The sequence below is a fragment of the Bartonella sp. LB28NMGDW genome (genome assembly GCF_042194435.1).
Classification (GTDB): domain Bacteria; phylum Pseudomonadota; class Alphaproteobacteria; order Rhizobiales; family Rhizobiaceae; genus Bartonella; species Bartonella grahamii.
Genome location: NZ_JBHIMX010000001.1, coordinates 276,389 through 298,884, shown reverse-complemented (window position 1 = coordinate 298,884; position 22,496 = coordinate 276,389). Strand labels below are relative to the sequence as shown.

General features: G+C 36.5%; 16 protein-coding genes. 10 read left to right on the top strand and 6 right to left on the bottom strand.

The window, feature by feature from the left end:
- Window positions 1-2,463 precede the first annotated feature (2,463 nt).
- Window positions 2,464-3,822 (bottom strand): Na+/H+ antiporter NhaA, encoded by a 1,359-nt coding sequence (gene nhaA / locus ACFIKG_RS01205; RefSeq protein ID WP_375625667.1) that lies wholly within the window; start codon window positions 3,820-3,822, stop codon window positions 2,464-2,466.
- A gap of 147 nt (window positions 3,823-3,969) precedes the next feature.
- Window positions 3,970-5,676, bottom strand: a complete 1,707-nt coding sequence (locus ACFIKG_RS01200; RefSeq protein ID WP_375625669.1) for a hypothetical protein — start codon at window positions 5,674-5,676, stop codon at window positions 3,970-3,972.
- Window positions 5,677-6,030: 354 nt separating this feature from the next.
- Here ACFIKG_RS01200 and ACFIKG_RS01195 point away from each other — a divergent pair, with 354 nt between their 5' ends.
- From ACFIKG_RS01195 to ACFIKG_RS01160, 8 genes are all read left to right on the top strand, one after another.
- Window positions 6,031-7,803 (top strand): SLC13 family permease, encoded by a 1,773-nt coding sequence (locus tag ACFIKG_RS01195; protein WP_375625671.1) that lies wholly within the window; start codon window positions 6,031-6,033, stop codon window positions 7,801-7,803.
- Window positions 7,804-8,387: 584 nt separating this feature from the next.
- Window positions 8,388-9,059, top strand: coding sequence for a tetratricopeptide repeat protein (locus tag ACFIKG_RS01190; protein WP_375625149.1), 672 nt, complete (start codon window positions 8,388-8,390; stop codon window positions 9,057-9,059).
- A 4-nt stretch (window positions 9,060-9,063) separates the two neighbouring features.
- The gene (gene der / locus ACFIKG_RS01185; protein WP_375651589.1) at window positions 9,064-10,488 is read left to right on the top strand and encodes a ribosome biogenesis GTPase Der; all 1,425 of its coding nucleotides are present in this window, start codon (window positions 9,064-9,066) and stop codon (window positions 10,486-10,488) included.
- A gap of 1,033 nt (window positions 10,489-11,521) precedes the next feature.
- Window positions 11,522-11,956, top strand: a complete 435-nt coding sequence (locus ACFIKG_RS01180) for an AtpZ/AtpI family protein (protein WP_375625147.1) — start codon at window positions 11,522-11,524, stop codon at window positions 11,954-11,956.
- 7 nt (window positions 11,957-11,963) lie between these two features.
- A complete protein-coding gene (locus tag ACFIKG_RS01175) occupies window positions 11,964-12,722 on the top strand; it encodes a F0F1 ATP synthase subunit A (RefSeq protein ID WP_375625192.1) in 759 nt (252 codons plus the stop codon).
- Window positions 12,723-12,776: 54 nt separating this feature from the next.
- The gene (locus ACFIKG_RS01170) at window positions 12,777-13,007 is read left to right on the top strand and encodes a F0F1 ATP synthase subunit C (protein ID WP_005773968.1); all 231 of its coding nucleotides are present in this window, start codon (window positions 12,777-12,779) and stop codon (window positions 13,005-13,007) included.
- Window positions 13,008-13,140: 133 nt separating this feature from the next.
- Window positions 13,141-13,707, top strand: coding sequence for a F0F1 ATP synthase subunit B (locus ACFIKG_RS01165; protein ID WP_375625674.1), 567 nt, complete (start codon window positions 13,141-13,143; stop codon window positions 13,705-13,707).
- A gap of 11 nt (window positions 13,708-13,718) precedes the next feature.
- A complete protein-coding gene (locus ACFIKG_RS01160; protein WP_375625676.1) occupies window positions 13,719-14,213 on the top strand; it encodes a F0F1 ATP synthase subunit B in 495 nt (164 codons plus the stop codon).
- Between the two features lie 123 nt (window positions 14,214-14,336).
- Here ACFIKG_RS01160 and glyS read toward each other — a convergent pair whose 3' ends face one another.
- From glyS to ACFIKG_RS01140, 4 genes are all read right to left on the bottom strand, one after another.
- Window positions 14,337-16,559: a glycine--tRNA ligase subunit beta gene (gene glyS / locus ACFIKG_RS01155; RefSeq protein ID WP_375625144.1), complete on the bottom strand. Its 2,223-nt coding sequence runs from the start codon at window positions 16,557-16,559 to the stop codon at window positions 14,337-14,339.
- Window positions 16,559-17,500, bottom strand: coding sequence for a glycine--tRNA ligase subunit alpha (locus tag ACFIKG_RS01150; RefSeq protein ID WP_375625678.1), 942 nt, complete (start codon window positions 17,498-17,500; stop codon window positions 16,559-16,561). Before ACFIKG_RS01150 ends, glyS begins: the two co-directional genes overlap by 1 nt.
- A 92-nt stretch (window positions 17,501-17,592) precedes the next feature.
- Window positions 17,593-19,287, bottom strand: a complete 1,695-nt coding sequence (locus ACFIKG_RS01145) for a tetratricopeptide repeat protein (RefSeq protein ID WP_375625142.1) — start codon at window positions 19,285-19,287, stop codon at window positions 17,593-17,595.
- Between the two features lie 95 nt (window positions 19,288-19,382).
- Window positions 19,383-20,459, bottom strand: coding sequence for a polyprenyl synthetase family protein (locus ACFIKG_RS01140; RefSeq protein ID WP_375651588.1), 1,077 nt, complete (start codon window positions 20,457-20,459; stop codon window positions 19,383-19,385).
- Between the two features lie 180 nt (window positions 20,460-20,639).
- On the opposite strand from ACFIKG_RS01140, the gene ACFIKG_RS01135 reads away from it, so the two are divergent.
- Window positions 20,640-21,428 (top strand): tRNA1(Val) (adenine(37)-N6)-methyltransferase, encoded by a 789-nt coding sequence (locus ACFIKG_RS01135; protein WP_375648114.1) that lies wholly within the window; start codon window positions 20,640-20,642, stop codon window positions 21,426-21,428.
- A 192-nt stretch (window positions 21,429-21,620) separates the two neighbouring features.
- Complete coding sequence (locus ACFIKG_RS01130) at window positions 21,621-22,469, top strand: S49 family peptidase (protein ID WP_012754808.1); 849 nt, start codon at window positions 21,621-21,623, stop codon at window positions 22,467-22,469.
- The last annotated feature ends 27 nt before the right edge of the window (window positions 22,470-22,496 follow it).

Here is a 22,496-nt window from a genome sequence, read left to right as displayed (position 1 = left end):
TAATAATTTTTGTTAAGGATAATTTATATTTTTAACTTAAATAGAATATTTAATACAGCAAAACTCTCTTATTTTAAACTTGTTCATGATGAATTTAAAAATGGTTGCTTATACATTACAAGAGAAAGATGTTTGGATAAAACTGTTTAAGAATGGATATAAAATATGCCGTTTATAAACGTTTTAGAGCCTATAGATAGGGATGGAGAAGTCTTTACAATAAGCTTTAATAGAAGAAGGAATAATGCACTGCGTTTATTCAAAGGATGCATGTTGCATGAGGGACAGCCTCGTGAATACAGATTTAATGTTATAAATCTTAGAGAAATTTGAGCTTATTGGATTAGTGACGGCATTACTAAAAATAGAATTGAAGATGTATTTTCTAGAGATATTTAGCTTGTCTCAAATGGTTGTTTATGGCTTTATATATATCTTGTAAATTTAATTTTTTCTGTATTATGAGGCAATAAAAAATATATCTCTATAGACAATATTTATGTTGCGCTATAAGTTATAAAATTACTATATCTTATGCGTTTGTGGCTTATAGAGCTCTTCAGAAGCACTTTTCATAAAATCATGTAACGATAGATCAAAATTAAATGATAATGTTATAGCGTGTTGCTTTCATTACTTAAATTTTTTCTTATGTCTATTTGTCTTTTTTTGAATTATGATTAAGATTTTTAGAGTTTTCGATACCTCCGTATATTCTTTAGGTTAACTTTCTTCTCTTAACTACTCTATTACAAGTATTTTCTTTGTCATACTGCCAATTACGCATGAAATACATTCTTTCATTTATGCCGTATATCGTGCTAGTTTCTTATCATGTTTACATATTTTTCAAATGGTTGTTTTTGTAAGTGAAACTCTTCTTGTAAGAAATATAGCCATTTTTATTATTCTTATTTTGTTAAATATTTTTCCCACAATTTGTTTTTATTCAGTATATGAATGCGAAACGTATTCTCTTGTTTTGTAATTACTTTTTAATAGCATAATGCATTCGAATGGGGATATCCATTTGAAGTGAATATAAGATATGTTATCAAAGTGCAGTAATTAATACGTTTATTCCCAATAAAGATATTTTTATAAATATTATTTTACTCTTATTATATTTAATGTAGCGTTGTATAATTCGAAAGTCTCGGAAATATTGTTTTTTAAATTATCTGTAAAGAGTATTTTATGGTATCAAGAAATATAGAGCTAACTCCGTAAACAAAAAGAAAATAAATATCAACTAAGAGCGGGAAAAGGGGAGAGCAGCGGTATATACGCTCTATTTTTCTCCTGATCGTATGTTTTAGAATAGTCTAAATGACTAATTTTTTCCCGCGAGTTAATTACGTAAACGAGAGTGCTCCCTATGGAAGCATGCTTCAAGTTTAATTCTTTCATGGAGTGAGACAAGCGATGTGTTTATGATAAAAAACGAGGATATTTTTCCACTCCATTGTCAATCGAGTAGTGATTTTATGACGTTGTTATTCCAAATAAATCTTTTGTTTTTTGTTACCTGTATCAATATCTAATGTCAGCGTAGATGCATGTTGGACGATATATATTGAGACGAATAAGGGGACTACGAGCAACTCCTGTTTTTGTATGCCAGATAGGAACAAGGATGTTGCGTATACTTGTTGGGGGAATCTCTGAAATGGAGATAAAAGCTAATTGGGGGAGAATATAAAGCCATAAAAGTGAAAACCAGTTTCCATTTTACAATTTCCTTTTAATTCTGCTTTACAACTTTCAAAGGTATTGACAGAAATATCTTTTAAATAATGGATATTACATATTGGTTCACGTTTTTGTTTATTACGTTAAATAAATCGTATATGCCTTTCACGTAAAACAAAAACGCTATTATATTGCCAATTTACGCGCTTGTTTTAAAGAAATATTTTTACCAAAAATAATGTGCCTTTTAAGAAGATAAAAATTAAAGTTGTTTAAAATACCAGCAATAAAATCAGTAACGAGAAGGGTGGTTTATTGGGAAAAATAAGCCATGGAATTACTTAACTGATTACGGAATTTTGTTTATTCTTATCTGTTTCTTATAATTTAACATAAGATATTGATTTATAACAATTAAATTTTTATTTATAGTGAATAATTTTTCCGACGAAAGGCAGCTTCTCTGAAACCACGAAGCCTTTTATATTGAAACAATTAAAATCATTCCTGTGTATATCACGAGTGGAGTTGGTGTATGAATAAAAGATTATTGAAGAAAGGAATAAAAATATTTCTTATGAATCTTCTTAAGTGTCAAAGGTATTGCGACATTAGAGGTTAGTAAATAGTATGATGATGTTAAATTTCTCCTTCATAAGTGTAAAGATGAGGTGAGACAACGGATTTCACATTAAATATTGTACGAATCCAACAAATGAGCAAAATTACTTTTTAAAAGTTTTGCATAAAAATGTATTTTCAATTAGCTCGTCAGGAGCTACGGGAAATTCCTTTATTGCGCTTAATATAAATAAATCCATATCCCAGACCGATAAGAGCAGATAAACCAGAGCCACAAAGGACCCCAATTTTTGCAGCATCAAGCAGAACAATATCTTTAAAAGCGAGCATTGAAACAAAGATAGACATTGTAAAGCCAATTCCTGCTAAAAAACCAATGAGTAAAACGCCTGTCCATGTCATATGAGGGGGTAGGCGGCATAGCCCTGATTTTACGGCTATATAACTGGCTGTGATAATACCAAGAGGCTTACCAACGAAAAGACCAATGACAACACCCAAAACAATCAAGAATGATTTGTCAGAAGAAAGATCAAAGTTTGCAAAACTTACTCCTGCATTTGCGAAGGCAAAGATTGGCATGATACCGTATGCAACCCATGGATGCAACGCTTTTTGAACGCGTGTTACTGGAGCAATCATGGCCCGTTGTCCTTTGCGCATTTTTTTCAATGCGGTTGAAATATGATGCAGATCTGTTTTTGTATTTTTTTCTTGAAGAATTTGCATAGCGTTACTGAGCATGGTGAGTGGCGCTACAAGAGTACGGGTAGGAAGAACGGGAGTCATCATCCCTAAGATTACACCAGCAAGTGATGGGTGAACACCTGTTACCATTAAACCCCACCAAATGATTGCACCAGGTAAAATGTAAAGCCATGCTGATGCAAGCCCGATCCACTGAAAAAATAGCACTAAAGTAATACCTGCTCCTGCAATCATTAAACCGCTAGGATCAATGTTTGTTGAGTAGAAAAAAGCAATAATAAGAACAGCGATAATATCATCAATAATCGCTAATGATAGAAGAATAATATGAAGATTAGAAGGAATTTTTTTTCCAAGAAGAGCAAGAATACCTAGAGCAAAGGCAATATCTGTTGCTGTTGGCACAGCCCAACCGCGTATATGCCCCTCGTTAAAGTTGAAGATAAAGTAAATAATTGCGGGAACACAAACGCCTCCTATTGCGGCAACAATTGGTAAGATTGCCTGTTTAAAATCGGCAAGAGCACCTTCATGAATTTCGCGTCGAATTTCCATTCCTGCGACGAGAAAGAAAATAGTCATAAGAGCATCATTAACCCAGAAATGTAAATCCCATGAAAGAGTGAAATGACCCAAATTAAAGCCAAGAGGTGTATGCCAAAAAGATTCATAGAAAGCAGCATATTTAGAATTGGCAAAAATAAGTGCAGCAGCAGCAGCTAATAAAAGAACAATACCACTAAGAGCTTCAATATGGAGAAAACGCTCGATCGCAGAAAGCGCTTGATTGGTGACACGAGAAGCGCGATTAGGCAGGCGATTTGAAGATAAATCAGACATGAACAACTCCAAGCATCGACAATTTTAGGATTCTATATTCTCTGTGTAAATGACTTTATATGATACCTTCTGTATCATATAAAAGCAAAAAGAGGAATAAAGTTCTTAATTTATAGACAAGATCATCATATTTAAAGCACAAAATGTTTAAGGTGATGCTTCATTTTTAATAGTGAGATGTACTTTGTTTAAAGCCTTGGATAGATCATTTTGTAGAGCTGATTCGAGATCAACCATTGTGAGCCCTTTATTATCTTTTGCTTTAATTTTAACAATCAATGTTTGTGGATTTTTAGCAAATTCCCCTAAGGATTTTGAAATTTTTTCTGCTTCGTCATGATTTTTTAGCAGCATTTTTGGGGTCTGCGTCATCATTAGATAGAAATCGTCATAGAGTTCCTTTTTAAGATCATGTTGGCTGTCATTAAGATTTTGCGCAAGATAAGAAAAAAGCTTATCAATGAAACCTGCATCTCTATATTGCACATCAATTTCATTGATGCCAAAGTCTTGAGAAGCAGCAATCATTACATTTTGCTGACCAGAAAAAAGCTTTTCATCAACATCAATAACCTTAGCCGATATGTTACCAGATCCAACGTCTTTCATATTGAAAGACATTGCATCAAGAAGGAGCATACGTTTTTTTTCATCGTAAGAAATATCAATTTTTCCTGAAATGTCAAAGCGCTCAAAGTTCAGATTTTTGAAGAACTCTAAGTCTTTTTCATTCATTTTTTTAGGTAGAACGGAAAGGTTATTGAGAGAAAGAAAAAGCTTTTTGGGGATAGGTTGTTTCCACAAGGTTGGTTTAAATTGGAGTGATTCGAGTGTTGCTTTCAACTGCGGTATATCAACGGTGACATTATCAACTTTGGCATCCGCTGAGGTAATGGCGAGCAGTATGTTTAGAAGAAGACCATTTTGTGCTATTTTTTCAGCGATTTTATTATTCTCTTTTCTTGCATTAAGATAAGCTTTGATTAATTTTTCAGGAGTTTGTTCAAGCGGCTTCATTTTTAAACCAGATGTTTTAAACTGTCCGAGGAAGAAAGAACTACTTTTTCCCGCTTCTTCAAACACATCGATACTTACATTATTCAGAGAAATGGGGCCAGTAACGGCTTTATCTTGGTTAAGAGCGTTGTTTTTTCCAAAAATGATAGAATAGGCATAGTTGATGTCGATATCATGAGCTTTTATTGTATCACTTTTAGCCATAAGCTGCATCTGTTTGGCACCATTTACTGCAACTGTTTTAAGATCCATATTTTTAATACTAACTGAACGGATATGGCCATTTTTAAAATCAGAAAGCTGGAAATTCTTGACTTCAACCGTTTCTATTCGGTTATTTTTATTTTCTATAGAAAGTTGTATATTGGGAGCAATAATTGAGGAAAGCTCAATACGCATCATTGATTGTAAAAGCCGTGATGTTATCGTTCTATCTTTTTCTTTTAAGGATACACTCCGAAGAGAAATTTGGGGAATTTGCACATGAATATTATTATGCTTTAAATCAACATTATAAAATGTAAAAGTTCCGGGAATAAAGGAAAGGGGAGGACGGGCAGAAATGGCACCAATTCTAAGTGATGTACCAGCTGGGACGGGTAATGTCACATTCTTCAAATTGACTCTACCTAGAATGCTTACTTCAGATGTTAGGGCTTTTATACCACGACGGGCTATTTCTTGTTTTACAAAACTGTCAAGATAGGGTTTTGCGATATAAAATCCACCAACAATTATAATTGCCAAGATAGCAACAAATCCAATAATACAAGTGAGCCAATATCTGAGGTTACTTTGATACCCACTATTAAGATTGACCATTCTTTCTTCTTTCATTTTTATCACTCTTTGAATTGAGAGTGAAGATAAATTCTTTTAAGCAACGATAAAGGTTTAAATATAGCGTGTACCAGTTTCAACAATTATCTACTCTCTATATTAGAGTTATTCTCATCTTTTTTGCAATATAGCTTGATCAACTTTTATCAATTTTCTTTGAGTTTAGCACTTTATAGAAAAGAACGCATAATAAGGAGAGGTAAGTTTATGCGCATCATAATTTTTTATCACTTTAAGATTATCCTAAAATATTCCGATGTCTGCTTTTATCTTGCTGCTGTTTATAGGAATATTTAAAACATAAAAGATATGTTTTTGTACATTATAATTTAATGGGGAGAGGTGAGTGTTATGACAGAAAATCAAATAATGGCTTTTTCGATCATTGGTCTCATGATGGTTGTTTTTATTTGGGATCGATTTCGTTATGATCTTGTTGCTATTTGTACGTTATTAATAGCTTGTGCTCTTGGTCTTGTCAGTCCGAAGGAAGCTTTTGGCGGTTTTAGTAATGATATTGTTATTATCGTGGGGAGTGTGTTTGTTGTCAGTACGGCCGTATCGCGCTCTGGTATAATGGAATTTATTATTCAACGGATATGGCCAGACGTGAAATCTGTGCGTCTTCAATTAGCTTTTTTAGTTCTTTCTGTTGTCGTATTATCAATGTTTGTTAAAAACATTGGTGCTTTGGCGATTATGCTTCCGATAGCTTTTCAGTTTGCACGTCGTTCTCAGGTTTCTCCTTCTGTCTTTTTGATGCCCATGGCCTTTGGTTCTTTGTTGGGGGGGCTTATGACACAGATAGGAACATCTCCCAATGTTGTTATTTCAGCGATGCAAGAACGTTTAGCAGGAACACCTTTTACTATGTTTGATTTTACACCAGTTGGTGCGGTTATTGCGACGGCTGGTGTTGTATATTTGGTCTGTTTTTATTGGCTTTTGCCTGTGCGTGTGCGTTCAGGTGCATCATTTGATGATGCCATTGATATTCGTAATTATGTTGCAGAAGTGCATATTCCAATAAATTCACCGATTATAGGGAAAAATATTGTTGATTTGGTTAAGCCATCAAGTGGTGACGTTATGGTGATTCAAATCATCCGAAACAAAGTATCTATTTCGCCATTACCAGATTTTGTTTTGTCTGAAAATGATATTATTTTGCTGGAAGGGTCGCATACAGGGTTAGATAGCGTGATGAACTCTGCTCGTTTAGAGTTTTCTAAAGGGCGAACTATCGCTGCAGGTGATAAGGACAGTGACATTGATATTATTGAAGCAGTCATTACCCATAATTCACCTCTTATTGGTATTAGTGCGAAAGAGTTTTCTCTATTTGATCGCTATAATGTAAATTTGCTTGCGTTAAGTCGTCAACATGAAAGGGTGCGGGGAAGACTCGATGATATTATTTTTCATCTTGGCGATGTGATTGTTTTGCAAGGACAGGATGCAGTTATTCCAAATTTATTAAGAGAATTGAAATGCTTGCCCCTAGCAAAACGAAATATTGTGTTTGGAAATTTACGACATGGTTTCATCTCTTTAGCTGTTTTATTTATAGCCATTATTTTTACAGCTTTTCATATTGTTCCAGTTGCTTTTTCTTTCTTTTCTGCTGCTGCTGCAATGGTTATCTTTCGCGTTTTGCCTGCGCGTGATCTGTATCAGGCATTAGATGGCCCAATATTGGTACTATTAGCGGCTCTTATTCCAGTGAGTGAAGCGTTAGAGAAAACAGGATGTACAGATCTCATTGGTCAATGGCTGAGCCAATTGGCAATATTTTTTCCGCCATCTGGTGCCTTAGCACTTATGTTGGTGACAGCTATGTTGGTCACGCCATTTTTGAATAATGCAGCAACAGTGATGATGGTAGCACCAATTGCGTCAAGTTTTGCTCATTCCCTTCATTATAAGCCTGAAGCTTTTTTGATGGCTGTTGCAATTGGTGCAGGCTGTGAGTTTCTTACACCTATTGGACATCAAAGTAATATGCTCGTGATGGCACCAGGAGGATATCGTTTTAGTGATTATCCACGTTTGGGTGCTCCATTGGCGGTGTTGATCGTTATTATTGCTGTTCCAATGCTTATGTGGGTTTGGCCCTTACAATAGGATATTTTTAGAAACTTTAAGGATCAATTACAAAAGGTTGTTAATCGTATGAAGATAAGTTGAAGGGATACATTTTGTATAAAGAGCTTTAACTGAAGATTTGAAATTATACCACACTTTATTATGGCACTTCGGTATTTTTGATACAGATAAGATTTATCTATTTGGTTTTAGTAGGTATTCGTGGAAATTTATTTTTTGTTCAAGTTTTTAAAAGAATTGTCTTTTCTATTATAATTCTATAATCCAATACTATCAACGATTGCGTTGAAGACTTTAAAAGATTATCTCTCTATATAATGTGGAGAAAATCCGCTTGAGATGATAGGCAATCATGATAAATATTAAAACAGTGAATTTTTTATAAGACTCAAGACAATATATGTAAAAGCTGTAATGTGAACAAACAGGGCGTTTACATCATTTTCGATTAAGACTGTTGCAAAAATCCGATTTATTTGGCTACATGTTGATTTAAAATAAATAAACGAGCAATTTAAATATTTTTAGTTAATTAGGACTACCATCTTGGTCCATTTATGCGTAAAAGCACAGATAAAGTAACTTTTTTCAAGGTATGATATATGTCGTATGATAGTTTTATTGCTGAAGTGAATGCAGAATTTCGTCAGGAAAAGGCGCTTGCTTTTTGGAGACGGTATGGTTTTTCAATTATTGGAGCAGCTATTCTTTTTATACTCATGATAGTTGCTTATCAAATTTACCATTATCAGCAAATAAAGAAAGCCGGTTATATTGGTGATGCATTTGTAAAAAGTCTTGATTTTGCGGATACACGTCATTTTGATAAAGCGATAAAGCAATTAGAAACTGTTAAAACCTCTCATTTTGGAGGGTATCCTTTTCTTGCTCGTTTACGTGAGGCTTCTTTACTCATGGAGAAGGGTGACATTATTAAGTCAGTGGAGATCTTTGATTCTGTTGCAGCGGATGAGAAAGCACCAGAGATTTTGCAGAAAGTTGCAAAAATTCGGGCGGCTTATATCCTAGTTGATACAGGGACGTTAGCTGATGTTGAAAAGCGTATCAAAGATATGACAAGTGATACCGATCCTATGCATATGTCTGCAAGAGAGGCTTTAGGTTTAGCTGCTTATAAGGCGGATAAAATGGATGAGGCGGTTTATTATTTTAAGAAAATTTCTGAAAAAGGTGCTTCGGGTTCAAAAATAACAGATCGGGCTCGAATAATGCTTGAGCTGATACAAGCTGAGGGCAAGGCAAATAAGGAATAAATCGATGAGCCTTACCATTGCTATCGTTGGTCGTCCTAATGTTGGGAAGTCAACACTATTTAATCGTTTGGTTGGGCAAAAATTGGCTTTGGTTGATGATAAGCCTGGTGTAACACGTGATCGACGTATTCATGCGGCAAAACTTCAAGATCTACGTTTTGATGTGATTGATACAGCTGGGCTGGAAGAAGCAGGTGATCATACACTTGAGGGGCGAATGCGTTCTCATACAAAAGCTGCGATTGATGAAGCGGATCTTATTTTATTTGTATTTGATGCAAAGAGCGGGATAACACCAAGTGATTTAAATTTTGCTTCATTGGTTCGCAAATCAGGAAAGCCAATTGTGCTTGTTGCTAATAAGTCTGAGTCAAGAGCGGCAACAGGAGGAGAGTATGAGGCGTGGTCATTAGGTTTGGGGGAGCCGTGCCCAATATCGGCTGAACATGGTTTGGGACTTAGTGATCTGCGTGATGCAATTATAGATGCTGTGGGGTCAGAGCATGCTTTTGGCAACAACAAAGAAGAAGATATTACGATACAGCCTGCATCTGTTGGTGATGATGTAAACGATTTGGAAGAAGAGGAGCTTATTTACGATGAAAGTAAGCCCATTAGGATTGCAATTGCGGGGCGTCCAAATACAGGAAAATCGACTCTTATCAATAGTATGTTGAAACAAGAGCGCTTGTTAACAGGACCAGAAGCAGGACTTACGCGTGATTCTATTTCTGTAGATTGGGAATGGCGTGGTCGTCATATTAAACTTTTTGATACTGCAGGTTTACGTCGAAAATCGAAAATTCAGGAAAAATTAGAAAAATTATCTGTTGCAGATACTTTGCGTGCTATTCGTTTTGCAGAAGTGGTGGTCATTGTTTTTGATGCAACGATACCTTTTGAAAAGCAGGATTTACAAATTGCTGATCTTGTGATTCGTGAAGGGCGTGTTCCAGTTATTGCTTTCAATAAGTGGGACCTTATTGAAAATAGTCAGACCACATTGATTGATTTGCATGAAAAATGTGCGCGATTTCTTCCTCAAGTTCGTGGTTTGAGAGCTGTTCCTTTATCAGGACAATATGGTCAAGGGATCGATAAACTGATGGAAAATGTCATGATGATGCACCGTGTATGGAATCGTCGCATTTCGACGGCTAAATTGAACCAATGGCTTGGAACTGTTGTGGCTCATCATCCACCTCCTGCGGTTTCTGGACGTCGACTTAAGGTTAAATACATCACACAGGTTAAGACACGTCCTCCTGGATTTATGATTTCTTGCTCGCGCCCCCAAAGTATGCCCCAGTCCTATTTGCGCTATCTTGTCAATGGGTTACGTGAAACATTTGATATGTCTGGTATACCCGTTCGCATATCATTACGAGCCTCTGATAATCCTTTTGCGACACGTTCCAAAAAGAAATGATAACTCTTTAATTTTTTAAGTGAATGAAATCTATACTTAAGAATCTTAAAAATAAGTTTTTTCAATGATCTTTCTTTTCATAAAAGAAAAAATTTTTATTTGCTAAAGTTTTAATTTTATTGATAATCATTTACCATGAGCGCTATTGAATAGAGTTCTCTCATCTTGATAAAGATCATTTATTTGTATGTTATGAGAAGAGTGTGATAGGGGGTATTTAAGAAAGAGTACATCATCCTCTTAATGGGTTATTTAAATGCAAGAATAGATGCAATATGAGGGTAGGGGAATATAGTTATGATGCTCGTTTGAAAAGAAGCATTAAATTATCGCTTCATAAAAATAAAGGCTATGAATAAGCGCTTTTGCTCACAATAGTTTGTTTAAATAAAAAGAAAAAATATTTGCTGAATCTACCGATATTCAATCATAAAGGGCAAAATTCAAAAAAGTGGATTAAAATTGTATAAAGTGGTATGGTGATCTATTTAAAATTTTAGATTTATTAATATCTCGTATTTAAATAAACCTCTCTTAATACCCTCAAGCTCATTGAGTGATGGGTTCTGTGATGGCATATGTAAAATACTTTGCGAATAGGATCATATAAAAACCATTGATTATTATCATTTTCATAAAATAAAAAGTGCAAGTTTATTTGAATAAAAGGAGCAAAACAACGCTCTCATAATGTTTTTTAGTTTTTTATGTTCTCTTTCAAAACTAGGATTGATATAAAATTTGGAGCCAGAAAATAAGATGGTGTCAGTTTACGCCTTTTGTTAAGTGTAAAAAAGGCTATTCTATGAGTTTTATATTATTCATGGGAGCTGTCGTGAAGTCGGTTTAGGTGCTCAGAATATCTTTTTAAGAAAGCATGTAAATTGAAAAATACGTTATTTATACAATAAAATTTATACGATAATTTGTGATAGATTTTTTTTAGTATCTTGACGAATAAATTCGGGAACAATATGATGCACACGGTTTTATGAAATGCATTCTTACTTTGCTTTTAATTAAGGAGCCAATGATGGCGGTGGGCGAGAGACCCGTTATAAGCCGTAAGGAGGCTGAAGAGGAAAAGCAAGGAGAATGTCTTCATTCAGAGGATTTGGAATGTCGTAGTAGGAACTTAAGCGTAGCTTTAGTGCGCAAGCAGGCATTAAAGAAGCGGGAGCATAAGAATAAGCGGGAAAAATCACAAGGAGGGATGGCAGATGCAATTAAGCTTTCCAGTGAGTTTCTGGCGAGTGTTATAGTTGGTGTTGTTTTGGGGTTGGGGTTTGACAAGTTAGCAGGTTCGTATCCTTGGGGATTGGTATTTTTCCTCTTCTTTGGATTTGCTGCTGGTATAGTGAGTATTCTTCGGTCTGTGGGGTATGTTTCCTCCAGTCAATTGGGAAAAAAAGGCGTATCGCGCCAAGATAAACAAGATAAAGGGGCCAATGAGAGGTCCGATAAATGAGGTTGAAGTGACAGCGCACGCTCCAGATCCTATTCATCAGTTTGAGATTTCAAGGCTGATTAAGATTTCCATAGGAAATATGGATTTATCGTTTACAAATGTATCATTGTTTACAGTCCTCACGGTTGTTATAACTTCTATTTTTCTCTTTATTTCATCATCGAGTCGTGGATTGGTTCCAACGCGGATGCAGTCTCTTTCGGAAATGGCATATGAATTTGTAGCATCGACTCTGCGGGAATCATCTGGTGTGCAGGGAATGCAGTTTTTTCCTTTAGTTTTTTCTCTGTTTACTTTTATTTTGGTTGCTAACTTTATTGGTCTCTTTCCTTATTTTTATACGGTTACGTCTCAAATCATGATCACGTTTTCGTTAGCAATGGTGGTAATTTTGACGGTGATTGGTTATGGCTTTTATAAGCATGGGGTCAGTTTTTTGAAACTGTTCGTTCCCAGTGGAGTTCCTGTTGTGGTTTTGCCTTTGGTGACAATGATTGAGGTTATTTCTTTTCTCTCCCGTCCAATTAGTCTTTCTCTTCGTCTTTTTGCGAATATGCTTGCTGGTCATATTACGCTTAAAGTGTTTTCTGGGTTTGTTGTTTCAATGATTGGGGTAGGACTCGTAGGTGTGGGTGGTTCGATTTTACCGCTTATTATGACTGTAGCAATTACTGCTCTTGAGTTTTTGGTCGCATTTCTTCAGGCTTACGTCTTTACGGTTTTAACTTGTATGTATCTTAATGATGCAATTCATCCAGGACATTAATAGAATTGGCGGTTTTCCGTCGAATAATGCAATTTCGCTTTAAAGGAGAATAACATGGAAATGGTGCTTGCAGCAAAATATATTGGCGCTGGTCTTGCTTGCTTTGGTATGGCTGGAACAGCTTTAGGACTTGGTAATATTTTTGGTAGCTATCTTTCTGGTGCATTACGAAATCCATCAGCGGCAGATAGTCAGTTTGGACGTCTCGTCTTTGGTTTTGCTGTAACAGAAGCTTTGGGAATTTTTTCACTGCTCATTGCTTTACTACTTCTTTTTGGGGTTTAATCATCATCAAAAGGGTATATCTGTTCTTGCACGAGGAAAGGTTTACCCTTTTAGCTCTTAACCAGAGAGAGATGCCAGTCAGTTATCATCGGTTATAGAGGGCTTTAATAAGCTATTTAAAGGGTGAAAGAAGATGTTTGTTTCAAGCGCTTATGCACAGAACACTGAAACGTCGATAGAACATGTTAAAAAGGTGGCAGAGCATGCAAATCGTGTGTTTCCACCTTTTGATTTTGTACATTTTGGTTCGCATTTTTTCTGGTTGGCAATTTCTTTCGGACTTTTTTATCTTTTTATCTCTCGTGTAATTGTACCACGTATTGGTGGTGTTATTGAAACACGGCGAGATCGAATCGCATCTGATTTAGATCAGGCAATGCGCATGAAGCAGGAAGCAGACATTGTTGTTGAAACTTATGAGCGGAAATTAGCAGAAGCGCGTTTGAAAGCGCATGCTATAGCGCAGGTGGCTAGTGAAGAATTAAAAGAAAAAGCAGAGCTTGAACGAAAAGAAATTGAAGAGAGTTTAGAAAAAAAACTCGCAGATGCTGAAAAACAGATAGCAAAAATTCGGGATAAAGCGATGCAAAATGTTGGTTCTATTGCTGAAGAAGTAGCTCTTGAAATTGTGAAAAAATTGATTGACGTTGATATTAGCAAAGAGGCTGTTCGTTCAGTTGTTAAAGCTGCGGATTATTGAGGAAGAGAAAAATGACTGATACTTTTTGGGCATTTGTTGGGTTAGTTCTTTTTTTAGCTCTTTTAGTCTATTTCCAAATTCCACAGAAGCTTATACACCATCTTGATGCACGCGCGAAGCGTATCAAAGATGAGCTGGATGAGGCTCTGCGTCTTCGTGAAGAAGCACAGGAAATATTGGCTGAATATCAACGCAAACATGCAGAAGCAGAAAAAGACGCGCAAGAAATTATTGCAGCAGCAAAACATGAAGTTGAATCTGTTATTGCTGAGGCTCGTACAAAAGCAGAAGAATATGTAAAAAACCGCAATAAATTGGCAGAGCAAAAAATCGCTCAAGCAGAAGCGGATGCGATACGCATGGTTTCTTCATCGGCTATTGATTTGGCAATTTCTACAGCACGTATCCTTATTGCAAAGGAATTAGATTCTAACAAGGCAGATGAACTTATTAAAGAGTCTCTTGAGAAAGAATCATTTATCAAAATGAAAACATATCTTAATTAATGATATTTGAGAGATAAAAATGGCCTCTTTGGTTGCATAATTTTCTCAAGATTAATTAATAAAAGTCATAAAAAAGAAAAATTTATCTTCATTATTTTTACCAGTTAATAGGACATTTTGATTCTAAATGACAAGTTTTGAAAAATCCGCAACCGATTGTGTAACAATGTGAGTACGTTTGAGAAGAGCAAGACGGTTAGCACGAACATCAGGTTTTTTATCATTCACCAATACCTTTTCAAAAAATATATCAATCAATTTTCCAAGTGGCGCTAGCACACTGAGTGCAAATGATAAATTTGTCGCATTGATGGGAGCAAGAGCTTGTTTTTCTACTTCACAGATTGCATGATAGAGCTGCTTTTCTTCTTTCTCGACAAAGAGCTCAGGATTAATTTCATTCGCTATTGCCGTGCTTTTTTGAAATTCATTTTCAAGAATATTGGCAGTACGTTTTACAGAGGCTACAAAGTTCATTCCATCATGGGTATTGATAAAAGCGATAAGCGATTCGACACGACGTGCAACCAATAAAAAATCATCAGAATCTTTATTTAAAATCGCTTCAAGAGCGTCATAACGAGCACCTTCCTCTTTTAGATAGATTTTTAAACGGTCATGAAAAAAGAATAACAGGTCTGATAAAATATATTTTGTTTTTTCTGGAAGCAGATTCAGCAATTGTGAATTTTCTCTTTGAGAAATCTCATATTTATTTTTTTGTTGTAAGAAAAGATTCATTGCGAACTGAAACAGTGGCATAAGATTGATTTTCCAATCTCGCGAAAGTACAAGCCTAATAACTCCCAATGCTGCTCGTCTTAACGCATAGGGATCTTTTGAGCCCGTTGGTTTTTCATTAATGAGCCAAAAGCCAACGAGCATGTCAATTTTGTCGGCGAGCATAACGGTTATAGCAAGCGGTTCTTGTGGAAGACGATCTGTTGGTCCTTGAGGTTTATAATGGTCCTCGATTGCTACAGCTACGCGAGGATCTTCCCCTTGAAGAAGGGCATATTTTTGCCCCATAACCCCTTGTAGTTCAGGAAACTCTCCGACAATTTCTGTTTGCAAATCAGCTTTTGCAAGGATTGCTGCACGTTTTGCTAAAAGAGGATCTGTCTGTATTAAAGGTGCAATTTCTTGTGCGAGTGTAGCAATGCGTTCTACTCTTGCACCTTGGGTACCTAATTTAGCATGAAAAGTTACATTCAAATGATCAAGTCGCGCCATTCTTTGATCGAGAGGTTTTTTTATATCAAGATCAAATTTTTTTATAGAAGATTCTAATTGTTGAATATCAGGCAAATCACGCTGATCGGTTTGCCAAAAATAAAGTGCATCAGAAAGACGGGCACGGACAACCTTACTATTTCCTTTTGAAATTTCTTTGCCTTCATCATTTGAAAGAATATTAGAAACGAGAATAAAATGATGAGAAAGTTTTACTTTTTCTCCTTGTTTACGGGTAACAAAACATTTTTGATTAGCTCGAATGGTCAAGCGAATAATTTCTGGAGGAATATCAAGGAATGATTGGTCAAAATCACCCATCAGGATAACAGGCCATTCAACAAGACCAGCAACTTCTTCTAGGAGGGGATTGTCTTGAACTAGTTCTAAACCGTTGGCAAAGCAGAGATTTTGGGCATCAGCTAAAATAATATTCTTTCGTCTCTCGGCATCCAGAATGACTTTATGGGTTTCAAGTTGAGTAACATAATCATCAAAGCGGCGCACTTGAAATGGCTTTCCATCACTTAAGAAACGATGACCATAAGTTAAATTATTGCTTTTAAGAGAACCAATTGTAAACGGAATAACATGTGTTTCACCAATTTCTGGTCCGAAGACGCAAAGAATGTTTTGTAAAGGTCGAATCCACTTCAGAGCACCATTTTGTGCTGAATCTTTTCCCCAACGCATAGATTTCGGCCACGGAAAGTTGCGGATAATATTCGGTAAAATATCGGCAATAATTTCTTCTGCAGCTCGACCTTTTTTAACAATTTTAGCAATATAAAAATGACCTTTTTTATCATCATGTCCAATATGTGCTTCAGAAATATCGTTTAATCCTGTTGCACGTAGAAAACCATCAATTACATGCTGTGGTGATTTTATACTAGGACCTCTTCGTTCTTCATGGATATCTTTTGAGCGTATTGAAAGTCCGCGTATGTCCAATGTTAGCCGACGAGGTGTCCAATATTCACGAGCAGCTTCATAGATCAATCCAGCATTCACAAGTTGATCTGTAACAGATTTTTTGAGATCAGCAGCAGCTTTTCGTTGCATACGTGCGGGTATTTCTTCACTGAAAAGTTCAAGAAGAAGATCAGACATTAGGCTTCTCCAGTATATATTTGTCCAGCTTCTGTGAGTAAGAAGGCTTCCCCACAACGGCGCGCGAGATCACGAACGCGAAGAATGTAGTTTTGTCGTTCGGTTACAGAAATAACGCCACGTGCTTGCAAAAGATTAAAGATATGGCTCGCTTTAATACATTGATCATAGGCAGGAAAAACACAGCGATGTAATATATTTTCTTTATTTGGTTTTCCAGCATCAAGAAGTGCGCTGCATTCGCGTTCTGCATCGATAAAGTGCTGATGTAGCAGTTTTGTATCAGCAAATTCGAAGTTGTAATATGAGTATTCCTGTTCTGCCTGTAAAAAAATATCTCTATAACTTATTTTGTTTTCTCCCTCCAAACCATTAAAGTTAAGGTCATAGACGTTATCAACCCCTTGGATATACATCGCTAGACGCTCAAGACCGTATGTGAGTTCCCCTGAAACTGGAGCGCATTCAATGCCACAAACTTGTTGAAAATAAGTAAATTGAGAGACTTCCATTCCATCGCACCAGCATTCCCATCCAAGTCCCCAAGCACCAAGGGTAGGACTTTCCCAATCATCTTCAACAAAGCGAATATCATGCAGTTTTGTATCAAGCCCGATAGCTTGTAGCGACTTTATATAAAGTTCTTGTAGATTGAGCGGAGAGGGTTTGAGAAGCACTTGGAACTGATAATAGTGTTGTAAACGATTTGGATTCTTACCATATCGGCCATCTGTTGGACGTCGAGAGGGTTGGACATAAGCAACTTGCCAAGGACGTGGACCTAGAGAGCGTAATGTTGTTGCGGGATGAAAAGTCCCAGCTCCGACTTCCATATCGTAAGGTTGCAAAATTGCACATCCATAGTGTGCCCAATAATTTTGCAAAGTTAAGATTAGTCCCTGAAAAGAACGTTTGGGGTTAAGATGTTCAGGCAGTTTCACGCTTTATACTCTTTATATTGGACTAAACAAAAAACCAAAATAATTTTAGTTTCTCTGTTTATTATTTCATGTGGTTTATGGTTAAGCGTCGTTTATTGCAAACCAAATTTCAACTTTTCTTGAATTTGTTCAGAATTTTCTGGTTTTCCATCAATTGCGTGGTTCCATTGAAAGATTGCTTCACGTTTACGCCCAACTTTCCAATAGGCATCCCCTAAATGATCATTCAGTGTTGGGTCCTCTGGTTGTAATCTGACAGCATTTTCTAATATTTGCACTGCTTTATTATATTCTTTTAGTTTATAATAAGCCCATCCTAAAGAATCGAGAATATGACTGTTGTGAGCTTGCAAAGCAGAAGCTTTTTGCAGCATACGGAGCGATTCTTCAAGCTTTTCACCACGTTCTACAAGGGAATAGGCTAAATAATTAAGAACCTGCGGTTGGTTTGGAAAAAAATCAAGTGATTTTCTCAAGTCAATTTCTGCTTTTGGCCATTGCTTTAAACGTTCAAAAGCAATACCACGCTGATAAAAGAGTTTCCAATCGTCCTGCTGAAAGTTTTTTATCTGGGCAATAGCGGTGTCTAGAGTTTTAATGGCCTCAAGAAATTTATTGTCCTGCATATAAAAAGCAACGAGCGTTATCAAAATATTACGATCATTGGGAAATTTTTCATTTAACAATGTGAGTAATTTTATTGCTTCTTTGTAATTGTTGTTATTGGCAAGAAGGAATGCAAGATGAAGTTGTCCATCTTTATAATAAGCAGATTTAGGGGATAATGCGCGATAAAGTTTAATTGCTTGATGAGGATCACTCAATTTAGCAGAGATGTGTGCGAGCTGAAACAGTGTTGCGTCATTTTGAGGGTATAAGGCGAAAGATAATTGCTTAAAAATACGTGCGATTCGTCCTGAGTTTTTGTGGTTGAGGGCAGTTCCAAAATTATATAATACCTCGGCTGCTCCTTGTTGAGGTGTTTTAATAACTCTCTCTAAGAAAGAATTTTTTTCAATTTTTTCTCGAAAGTTTTTAAGGACTTCTCGACCTGACAACATTTGTTCGCCATGTTGGATTGTTTGAAGAGCTTGGTTACGCATATTATGGCGCAATTGGAATGAGGCATAGGCTATGATAATACGTTCATAGGTATTGGGAGCGATAAGAGTCCCCTGTTTGTTACTAAGTGCTTTAATGAAATATTTTTTTGCATCCTTTGGCTGTTCTGCGAGATCGCTCATAAGTGCTAGATGATAAGATATAAAAAGGTCATACCAGACGGGACCTTTGAGTTTCTTAAGATCAGCGATTGCCTGAGATTTTTGTCCAGATCCAAATTTAATCCAAGCACCGATGAGTTCAGGTATTGGATTATTGGATTTCGGAGGTTCTTTTGATTGCAGAAGAAAATTGGCATTCTTATAGTCTTTTTTGATGAGACTTTCTACTGACAAAGTTAAGGAAACAAAGGGAGTTATAACATCTTGCTCTTTGAGTTTTTGGGCTTGTTGGACAGCTTCTTTAAAGTTTCCGACCGAGAGCATAGCTTCAAGGAGCTCTTTTTGTGTTTCAATGTTATCAGGTTGATAAACGAGTGCTTGTTTAAAGTAATTGATAGCAAGTTCTGTTTTATTTTCATGATTTGCAACCCTTCCAGCTAAATAAGCACCTGTAAATGAGCTTGTATGAATTGCGGTGCTTATTTTACTGTAGGTGGGGAATGGCATCAGCATGATACCCACGATAAAGAGGGTAAAAAGTCGGGATACCGTTGCAGAGCACATGGAGCTAATCCTTTTCAAGATAATTAATCGATGGTGTTGTTTATAGATCATATCTCATTACTTTATTGAGAAATACTGTGATTCTTGCAAAGAATTCAGTTTACGCGCGCAATACAAAATTCAACAGTTTCAACGAGAGCATTGTAAGCAAGATTTTCGTTCATGGGAACAAGAGCATCAATTGCACGTTTTCCGTAGATGCGTGCTTGTTCTATTGTATCTGTGATACTATCATACTTTTCTATTAAGTGTTGCGCGTGTGCGAAGGCTTCATTATTGTTATTGCCATCTTCAAGTGCTTGTTTCCAGAAATTTTTTTCTACTATATTTCCACGTTCATATGCGATAATAACAGGCATTGTTATTTTTCCTTCTCTAAAATCATCCCCTATATTTTTTCCTAAGTTTTGAGCACTACCGCTATAGTCAAGTGCATCATCAATCAATTGGAAAGCTAAACCTAAAGATGTTCCATATTCACGTAATGAAGAACGCTCTTTATGTCCATAGCCAGCAACAATCGGTCCTACTTCAGCGGCTGCTGAAAAAAGGGCGGCTGTTTTGGCATTGATGATTTTGAGATAGTCTGAAGGGCTGGTTTTGATATTTTTTGCAGCAGAAAGTTGCATAACTTCTCCTTCAGCAATAATTGCAGCAGCATTCGCTAGGACAGAGAGCGCTTCTATGGAACCGACATCGACCATCATTTTAAAAGCCTGACCCAACAGGAAATCACCAACAAGTACACTTGCTTGATTTCCCCAAATCATCCGTGCCGTGGATTTTCCACGTCGCAAATTACTTTCATCAATCACATCATCGTGTAGTAATGTGGCTGTATGCATAAATTCAACAGCTGTTGCGAGTTTTATATGCCCGTCACTTTGATAACCGAACATATGAGCAGAAGCGAGCGTAATCATTGGGCGTAATCGCTTTCCACCTGATAAAATAAGATGGTTAGAAATTTCAGGGATCATCTCAACCTCTGATTTTGCCATAGAGAGAATAAATTGATTTACGCGCTCCATATCTTTTTGAGTAAGGTTGACAAGAGATTGAAGAGAAATTTGATTATTTCTTATTTGTTCTGGTTTGATAGCTGCGCTCAATGTGTTTACTCCTAGAGTATTGCAATGGACATATATAAAATTTACTTTATTTACTAGCATAAAGGGGGTTTGGTTTTGACTCAAGCTTTTGATGGCGCTTTGAAGTGTAAGCTTGGAATGTTATTGGCAAGAAATGTTCTTTAGCGAGTGTAATCTTGTTGTTATGAAATAATAAAAAAATTTAAAATAGCAGCTGAATGGCAAAAATGCAGTTTATAAAGGTGAACATTAGGCTTTTAAATGGATAAAACAACGAATCAGAGTGGTGAAACAATAGACAGTTTTCACCGCGGGAAATTTTATTTGGTTCAACCCCATAAATATGGTCATCGTTCTGGAATGGATGCGATGTTGTTAGCTGGTTTGGTTCCAAGTAATTTAAAGGGCAAGGTTGTTGATTTAGGTGCAGGCGCTGGAGCTGCAGGGTTGGCTGTTGCTTCGCGTTGTCTGAAAGTTCATGTTACCTTAGTTGAACGTTCAGCTTTTATGGTATCTTACGCTCAAAAAACGCTTATGCTAAAACAAAATAAACAATTTTCTAGCCGAGTTTGTTTGCTAGAAGCAGATGTTACCTTCAAAGGGAATGCCCGTATAAAAGCAGGTTTGATAGATAATAGCTTTGATTTTGCGATTATGAATCCACCTTTTAATAATCCTACTGATCGCAAGACACCTGATAAACAAAAATCTGAAGCACATGTTATGTCTGAAGCGATGTTTGATAACTGGTTGCGGAGTGCAGCAGCCATTGTTAAGCCAGGTGGATACTTAGGGCTTATTGCACGTCCACAATCGCTGACAGATATTTTGCGTGCTTTAGAAGGGCGTTTTGGTGGTATTTGTATAATTCCTGTGCATGCACGTGCGAAAACAGCAGCAATTCGTCTTTTATTTTACGCAAAACGAGGAAGCCGAGCAGCTTTATCTATTTTACCGGCATTGATTATACATGAAGGTAATGACCATACTTTTTCACCCCGAGTTGATGCAATTAATAATGGATATATAAGCTTGTGGGAACTTTTCTAATAGTATCTTGTGTTTTTTAGTTTATTATTTAAAGTCTACACTTTGTCATTAGGGAGGTTTAGCTTTTGGGTGAAGTTATATTTCTGGTTGTAATGTGGGGATTGATTGGCGCTTTTGGATGGTATCACGTTGTTCCTTTTTGTTGTCCTTGCCTATTTAATTGTTCTTAATTTATAAGGAGATTTTGTTTTGATGGATTTTATTAAAAGTTTTATTCCACGCCGTTTTTCTTCCGATAAACTTGAAATTCCTGTGGTGCGCCTTCAAGGAGCAATTATGGATTCATCAGCATCTATATCCCGGACCCTTTCCCTCAGTAGGTGTGCAAATCTTTTAGAGAAGGCTTTCGCACACAAAAAGTCACCGGCTGTTGCACTTATTATTAATTCTCCTGGTGGTTCACCTGTACAATCGCGTTTTATCTTCAAGCGTATTCGTGACTTGGCAGAAGAAAAAAATAAAAAGGTTCTTGTGTTTATTGAAGATATTGCAGCATCCGGTGGTTATATGATTGCTTGTGCGGGGGATGAAATTTTTGCAGATCCTTCTTCAATTGTTGGTTCCATTGGAGTGGTTTCAGCTTCTTTTGGTTTTCCGGAGCTTTTGAAGAAAATTGGTATCGAACGGCGTGTATACACGGCAGGAAAGAACAAAGTTACATTAGATCCATTTCAGCCAGAAAAAAAGGCGGATATCGAGCATTTGAAATCTCTCCAACTTGAAGTGCATCAAACTTTTATCGATTTGGTTAAAGAACGGCGTGCTGAAAAATTATCAGATGATTCGAATCTCTTTACAGGAATGTTTTGGAGTGGAAAACAAAGCGTTGAGCTTGGTCTGGTTGATGGATTAAATGATGTACGTTCTGTTATTAAGGAGCGCTTTGGTAATGATGCAAAACTTCGACTTATTATGCCTCCAAAAAGTTTCTTAGGACCTAAAACGCCTTCAGGAGTGACGGCACATACGGTTTATACAGTCGTTGACAGTGCATTGATGGCAGCAGAAGAGCGAGCACTTTGGCAGCGTTATGGTTTGTAATGGAAAGGATCATTCAAGCCAGAGGGA